The organism is Aeromonas sp. 600479, assembly GCF_049175515.1.
In the GTDB taxonomy this organism is placed as follows: Bacteria; Pseudomonadota; Gammaproteobacteria; order Enterobacterales; family Aeromonadaceae; genus Aeromonas; species Aeromonas veronii_A.
Genome location: NZ_JAAKVF010000011.1, coordinates 149,764 through 155,999, shown reverse-complemented (window position 1 = coordinate 155,999; position 6,236 = coordinate 149,764). Strand labels below are relative to the sequence as shown.

Sequence of the window (6,236 nt, the reverse complement as noted above, 5' to 3'; positions counted from 1 at the left end):
GAGCGGGAAACGAGACTCGAACTCGCGACCCCGACCTTGGCAAGGTCGTGCTCTACCAACTGAGCTATTCCCGCAACTACCTTAAAACAGGCCGTACAGCATTTGGTTGCTTGCGCTACTGTACGGGAGCCGAATTATAAGAGCAGTCATTCCAATTGCAAGGGCTTTTTTGTCTGGTTGCGCGCGTTCGCTCAAAAGCTGGCCGAACTGTCGATTTTAGCAGCCAGCGCATGACAACCCCTTGCCGGGGAATCAGATCTTGAAGACGTGGCTGCGATAGAACTGCAGCTCGGCGATGGATTCGCGGATATCGTCCAGCGCCTGGTGGGTGCCGCTCTTCTTGAACTGCTCCAGCAGTTCCGGCTGCCAGCGGCGTACCAGCTCCTTGATGGTGCTGACGTCGACGTTGCGGTAGTGGAAGAAGGCTTCCAGCTCGGCCATGTGCTTGACCATGAAGCGGCGATCCTGACCGATGCTATTGCCGCACAGCGGGCTGGTGCGCTCCGGCACCCACTGGCGAATGAAGTCGAGGGTCTCGGCAACGGCTTTCGCCTCGTCATGCTGACTCGCCTTGACCCGGGCCACCAGACCGCTCTTGGTATGGGTGTTGACGTTCCACTCGTCCATCTTGGCCAGCTCTTCATCACTCTGATGAATGGCGATGACCGGCCCTTCGGCCAGCACGTTCAGGTCCTTGTCGGTGACTATGGTGGCAATCTCCAGTACCACGTTCTCTTCGGGGTCGAGACCCGTCATCTCCATGTCGATCCATACCAGGTTCTGCGCGCTGACTGTCATGATTACTCTCTCTGTTGGGAGGAATGGCGGAATTTTGCCAATTTGCATGTATCATACTGGCTTTGGATCTGTTCATAAACTGGCGAATCGAGTGGCAAAGAAAGCAAAACTCAATCTGGGTCAACAAAGACGCGTCCAGGCCAACCGCGAGCGGCGGCTGCAAAAAGAGCACACCACAGAGGTGGATGACACCCTGTTTGGCCCGGCCATCGAAGGGGTGGTGATCAGCCGTTTCGGTCAGCACGCGGACGTGGAAGCGAGCGATGGCACCATTCACCGCAGCAACCTGCGGCGCAGCAGCATCAGCAGTCTGGTCTGCGGCGACATGGTGGTGTGGCGTCCCGGCCTCAATGCCGCAACAGCGGGCGTCATCGAAGCGGTGCATCCGCGCCACTCGGTACTGACCCGGCCGGACTTCTACGACGGGGTCAAACCCATCGCCGCCAATATCGACCAGATCATCATCGTCTCGGCGGTGATGCCCGAGTTCTCCACCAACATCGTCGACCGCTATCTGGTGGCTGCCGAGGATGTGGAGATCCGCCCCCTCATCGTGCTGAACAAGGTCGATATGCTTGATGATGCCGCCAGAACGCGCATCGAGAGCCAGCTCGAAACCTACCGCAAGCTCAATTACGAGGTGCTGCTGGTGAGCTGCGAGAGCGGTGAAGGGCTCGATGAGCTGAAAGCCAAGCTCACCGACAAGATCAGCATCTTCGTTGGCCAGTCCGGGGTGGGCAAGTCGTCCCTCACCAACGCCCTGATGCCGGGGCTGGATGTGCTCACCGGCGAGATCTCCGAAAACTCGGGGCTCGGCCAGCACACCACCACCACGGCGCGGCTCTACCACTTCCCGAGCGGCGGCGATCTCATCGACTCCCCCGGGATCCGCGAGTTCGCCCTCTGGCATCTGGAAGCCGACCGCATCACCTGGTGCTTCGTCGAATTCCGCGACTACCTAGGTGGCTGCAAGTTCCGCGACTGTACCCACAAGGACGATCCCGGCTGTGCCCTGCGCGCCGCGGTCGACGCGGGCGCCATCAGCGCCGATCGCTTCCACAACTATCACCGCATCCTGGAAACCATGCAGGAAGCCCGTCACGGTCGCCAACAGGCGCGCCTGTGACCCTATTCAACCTACCTTGATGATGAACATGAGCATTACTGACAACCTGAAAATTGCCGGTCAATACTGTCTGCCCAAACACGCCCTCTCTCGCCTGGTCGGCAAACTTGCGGCTGCCGAAGCAGGCAACCTCACCACCAGGGTGATCGAGGCCTTTATCAAGCAGTACCAGGTCGACATGAGCGAGGCGCTGCACGAGAGTCCGGCCCACTATAAGAGCTTCAACGAGTTCTTCACCCGCGAGCTCAAGCCCGGTATCCGTCCCGTGGTAGAAGATGCCATGACCCTGGCGCTGCCGGTGGATGGCACCGTCAGCCAGCTCGGCCCCATCCAGCAGGGTCGCATCATTCAGGCCAAGGGCCACGACTACAGCGCCCGCGAGCTGCTGGGCGGTTATGAAGATCTGGTGGCTCCGTTCAAGGATGGCGACTTCGCCACCATCTACCTGGCGCCCAAGGATTATCACCGCATCCACATGCCGCTGGACGGCGTACTGGAGAGCATGGTGTTCGTGCCGGGGGATCTCTTCTCCGTCAACCCGCTCACCGCCGAGAACGTGCCCAACCTGTTTGCCCGCAACGAGCGGGTGGTCGCCACCTTCCGCACTCCGCACGGCCCCATGGCGCTGGTGCTGGTCGGTGCCACTATCGTGGCCAGCATCGAAACCATCTGGGCCGGTAACATTGCTCCGACCAAAGAGAAGAAGGTGGTGCGCTGGGACTACACCGGCGACGAGGCCATCACCCTGCAAAAAGGCGCCGAGATGGGGCTGTTCAAGCTGGGCAGTACTGTCGTCTGCCTGTTTGGTCCGGGCATGCTGGCCGGTTTCGAGCACCATCTGGCCAACGGGGTCACCACCCGCATGGGTCAGCCCTTTGCCAAGCTGGCGGAGCAGGCATGAGCGAGCAACCGAACGCCTCGCAGAAGAACAACCCGCTGCACGGGCTGACGCTGGAGGCCATCGTCACCGCGCTGGTCGAGCACTATGGCTGGGAAGAGCTGGGGCAGCAGATCAATATCCGCTGCTTCACCGATAATCCCAGCATCAAGTCCAGCCTGAAGTTCTTGCGCAAGACCCCCTGGGCTCGGGAGAAGGTCGAAAGCCTCTACCTCTACGTCCAGCGCAAGCAAGCCAAATCGAAGAAGGAAGGGCAAGATGGCCTTTAAGATTACGTACACCTATAAAAAACAGGCCAAAGAGCTCGGCTATGCCAACGACAAGTTCCGCAGCATCTACGACGCCATCGCCGCAGCCGAAGGGCTGGATCTCTCCAGTTTCCACGCCATGGAGGCCCAGCTGGCTCAGGTATGTCGCCGTGACAAGAAAAGCGTGAAGGATTACCAGGAGAACTACTTCAAAGAGTTGGGATTCTCCAACATCGTCATCGAACGGGATATTCAGGAGTAACCATGCGCACCTTGACTCTGATGGCCGCCTCTCTGCTGCTGGCGGCATGCAGTACACCGGAACAACATCTGGTGGGCAGCGATCGCGACAGCCACGGCTGTATCGGCAGTGCGGGCTATCAGTGGTCAACACTGACTGGCAAATGTGTGCGCCTGTTTGAAGAGGGTATCCGGCTCAATCCGACCGATGCCAGCCAGACCAGCAGCGCCTTCGTGCTGTTCAACGCCGATCAGACGCAGGCCGAACTGCATCTACCAAGTGGCGAGCTGCTTGCGCTGACCCGTCAAGGTGCGGAGGGCAACTGGTCGTGGCAGGGCAGCGGCTACACCCTCTTTATCTGGAAGGGTTATGTGCTCAAGCACGGTGACAAGGCGCTCTATCACGGGGAATAACCCCGAGGGATATCGCACTGCGTGGTATCGGCACGATACCCGCGAAAAAAATGCCGACCCAAGGGGTCGGCATTTTTGTATCTGACACAACCGGTTATCAGGCGCGGCTGAGGTAATCGGCCTGCCCTACCCACTTGTAGCTGGTGAGCTCGGTCAACCCCATGGGGCCACGGGCATGCAGCATCTGGGTCGACACCGCCACTTCAGCGCCCAGACCAAACTGGCCGCCATCGGTGAAACGGGTGGAGGCGTTGACATAGACAGCCGCCGAACCGGCGCCATTGACAAAACGCTCGGCGTTGGCCAAATCGTTGGTCAGGATGGCATCGGAGTGGCCGGCGTTGTGCTCGCGCATATGGGCCAGCGCCTCATTCACATCCGCCACCAACTTGACCCCCAGGGTCAGCCCGAGCCACTCGGTATCGAAATCCTCCGGCCCCGCCTCGCACAGGTTGTCGGCACCCGCTAACTGCGTCATGGCGTTGGGCGCGGCCACCAGCGTCACCTTGCGCTCGTTCATCAGCGTCACCAGCTGCGGCAGGAAAGCCGAAGCGACTTTCTCGTGTACCAGCAGGGTATCGAGGGCATTACAGGCGGAGGGGCGTTGCACCTTGGCGTTGTCGATGATCGCCAGAGAGCGCACCAGATCGGCACTCTCGTCGACGAAAATATGGCTGATACCGAACCCGCCGATGATGACCGGGATGGAGCTGTTCTCCTTGCACATCTTGTGCAGGCCGGCACCGCCACGGGGGATGATCATGTCCACATAGCGGTCGAGACGCAGCAACTCGCCGACCAGCGCCCGATCCGGGTTGTCGATGTACTGCACCGCCGCCTCGGGCAGACCGGAGGCCGCCAAGGCATGCTGGATCACCCGCACCAGCTCCAGATTGGAGTGGAAGGTCTCGCGCCCGCCGCGCAATATGCTGGCGTTGCCAGTCTTGAGGCAGAGGCTGGCGATGTCGATGGTGACGTTGGGGCGCGCCTCGTAGATGACGCCGATAACCCCGATAGGCACCCGACGACGAGAGAGTCGCAGGCCATTTTCCAGCACCCGGCTATCCATTTCGGCGCCGACCGGGTCATCCAGCGTGATCACCTTGCGCACATCCGCCACAATCCCGGCCAGCCGGGCCGGATTGAGCAGCAGGCGATCCAGCATCGCCTCTGACAAGCCCGCCTCACGGCCGGCGGCGATATCTTTCGCGTTGGCGGCGAGGACCTGCTCACTGCGCGCCTCCAGCTCGTCGGCGATGGCGGCCAGCGCCCGGTTTTTCTGCGCCGTGCTGACGGTAGCCAGCTGATAGGCGGCTTCACGGGCCGCCTGCCCCATTTTCTCCAGACTCATCTCGGTTCCCTTTTGTTCATGCCGTGCCGCTGATTAGAGCAGCACCATATCGTCTCGATGGATGGCTACTGAACCATATCCATAGCCCAGTACCTGCTCAATCTGATCCGAGTGGACGCCGCGCAGCTTGTCCAGCTCCAGATGATCGTAACGGCAGATACCGCGCGCCAACTCGGCTCCTTTGGGATCAAGAATGCGCACCACATCGCCCCGAATAAAGTCGCCCTTGACTGCGACAATCCCCTTGGGCAGCAGGCTGGAGCCTTTCTCCTTCATGGCGGCCACTGCGCCCTGATCCACATGTACTTCGCCGTGAGGGGGTGGGCCTGCCAGGATCCAGCTCTTGCGCCCTTCCAGCGGGGACGCCAGCGCCGGGAACAGGGTGCCAATCCGCTCGCCCTTGGCGAGACGACCGATCACCTCTGGCATCTGGCCGGTCGCGATCACCACGTTGACACCAGCGCGGCGCGCCACATCGGCGGCCTGCAGCTTGGTAGCCATGCCGCCGGTACCGAGGCCACTGACGCTGTCACCCGCCAGCGAGCGCAGGGTATCGTCGATGGTCTGCACCTCTTCAATGAGCTGGGCATCGGGATTGGTGCGCGGATCGGCGGTAAAGAGCCCCTTCTGGTCGGTCAGCAGGATCAGCAGATCCGCATCCGCCAGAATAGCGGCCCGTGCGGAGAGGTTGTCGTTGTCGCCGACCTTGATCTCGGCGGTCGCCACCGCATCGTTTTCGTTGATGACCGGAATGATGCGGTGATCAAGCAGGGTGCGCATGGTATCGCGGGCATTGAGATAGCGTTCCCGATCTTCCAGATCGGCGCGGGTCAGCAGCATCTGGCCGATATGCAGACCGTAGAGGTTGAACAGATCCTGCCATACCCGAATAAGCTGGGTCTGACCAACAGCCGCCAGCATCTGCTTATTGGGCAGGGTTGGCGCCAGTGGCGGGTGACCCAGATGTTCACGACCGGCGGCGATAGCCCCTGATGTGACGACCACGACCCTGTGGCCGTGACGGTGCAAGGCCGCACACTGTCTGACCAGCTCGACCATATGGGCACGATTGAGCTGGGAAGACCCCCCTGTGAGCACGCTGGTGCCCAACTTGACGACTATGGTTCTGTTTTCCATGGGAGCATAAAGGCTAAAAAAGTA

Annotated in this window: 7 protein-coding genes, 1 tRNA gene and 1 pseudogene; 5 read left to right on the top strand and 4 right to left on the bottom strand. The window is 60.7% G+C overall.

Going from position 1 to position 6,236, the window contains the following annotated elements:
• Nucleotide 1: 1 nt before the first annotated feature.
• Nucleotides 2-74: transfer RNA gene (locus tag G5149_RS13315), tRNA-Gly, on the bottom strand.
• Nucleotides 75-252: 178 nt separating this feature from the next.
• Nucleotides 253-798 (bottom strand): oligoribonuclease, encoded by a 546-nt coding sequence (orn, locus tag G5149_RS13310; protein ID WP_337073338.1) that lies wholly within the window; start codon nucleotides 796-798, stop codon nucleotides 253-255.
• A gap of 91 nt (nucleotides 799-889) precedes the next feature.
• Between orn and rsgA the strand changes: the two genes are divergently transcribed.
• Genes rsgA through G5149_RS13285 form a run of 5 tightly spaced genes read left to right on the top strand, consistent with a single transcriptional unit; the run spans nucleotide 890 to nucleotide 3,724 of the window.
• The gene (rsgA, locus tag G5149_RS13305) at nucleotides 890-1,924 is read left to right on the top strand and encodes a small ribosomal subunit biogenesis GTPase RsgA (protein WP_421212606.1); all 1,035 of its coding nucleotides are present in this window, start codon (nucleotides 890-892) and stop codon (nucleotides 1,922-1,924) included.
• 28 nt (nucleotides 1,925-1,952) lie between these two features.
• A complete protein-coding gene (gene asd, locus G5149_RS13300; protein WP_421212605.1) occupies nucleotides 1,953-2,825 on the top strand; it encodes an archaetidylserine decarboxylase in 873 nt (290 codons plus the stop codon).
• Nucleotides 2,822-3,091: a VF530 family DNA-binding protein gene (locus G5149_RS13295; protein ID WP_005349372.1), complete on the top strand. Its 270-nt coding sequence runs from the start codon at nucleotides 2,822-2,824 to the stop codon at nucleotides 3,089-3,091. The genes asd and G5149_RS13295 overlap by 4 nt, the downstream gene beginning before the upstream one ends.
• Nucleotides 3,081-3,332: a DUF2960 domain-containing protein gene (locus G5149_RS13290; RefSeq protein WP_158111945.1), complete on the top strand. Its 252-nt coding sequence runs from the start codon at nucleotides 3,081-3,083 to the stop codon at nucleotides 3,330-3,332. The genes G5149_RS13295 and G5149_RS13290 overlap by 11 nt, the downstream gene beginning before the upstream one ends.
• Nucleotides 3,333-3,334: 2 nt before the next feature.
• A complete protein-coding gene (locus G5149_RS13285) occupies nucleotides 3,335-3,724 on the top strand; it encodes a hypothetical protein (protein WP_335875103.1) in 390 nt (129 codons plus the stop codon).
• 97 nt (nucleotides 3,725-3,821) lie between these two features.
• Here G5149_RS13285 and G5149_RS13280 read toward each other — a convergent pair.
• Nucleotides 3,822-5,093: pseudogene (locus G5149_RS13280) on the bottom strand (glutamate-5-semialdehyde dehydrogenase); the annotation flags it as partial.
• A gap of 15 nt (nucleotides 5,094-5,108) precedes the next feature.
• On the bottom strand, nucleotides 5,109-6,212 hold the full coding sequence (gene proB, locus G5149_RS13275) for a glutamate 5-kinase (protein ID WP_033114873.1): 1,104 nt from the start codon (nucleotides 6,210-6,212) through the stop codon (nucleotides 5,109-5,111).
• Nucleotides 6,213-6,236 lie beyond the last annotated feature (24 nt).

Bases quoted from the DNA above. Each gene is read 5' to 3' on its own strand.
- orn (WP_337073338.1), bottom strand. From the start codon at position 798: ATGACAGTCAGCGCGCAGAACCTGGTATGGATCGACATGGAGATGACG.
- G5149_RS13290 (WP_158111945.1), top strand. From the start codon at position 3,081: ATGGCCTTTAAGATTACGTACACCTATAAAAAACAGGCCAAAGAGCTC.
- G5149_RS13295 (WP_005349372.1), top strand. From the start codon at position 2,822: ATGAGCGAGCAACCGAACGCCTCGCAGAAGAACAACCCGCTGCACGGG.
- proB (WP_033114873.1), bottom strand. From the start codon at position 6,212: ATGGAAAACAGAACCATAGTCGTCAAGTTGGGCACCAGCGTGCTCACA.
- G5149_RS13285 (WP_335875103.1), top strand. From the start codon at position 3,335: ATGCGCACCTTGACTCTGATGGCCGCCTCTCTGCTGCTGGCGGCATGC.
- asd (WP_421212605.1), top strand. From the start codon at position 1,953: ATGAGCATTACTGACAACCTGAAAATTGCCGGTCAATACTGTCTGCCC.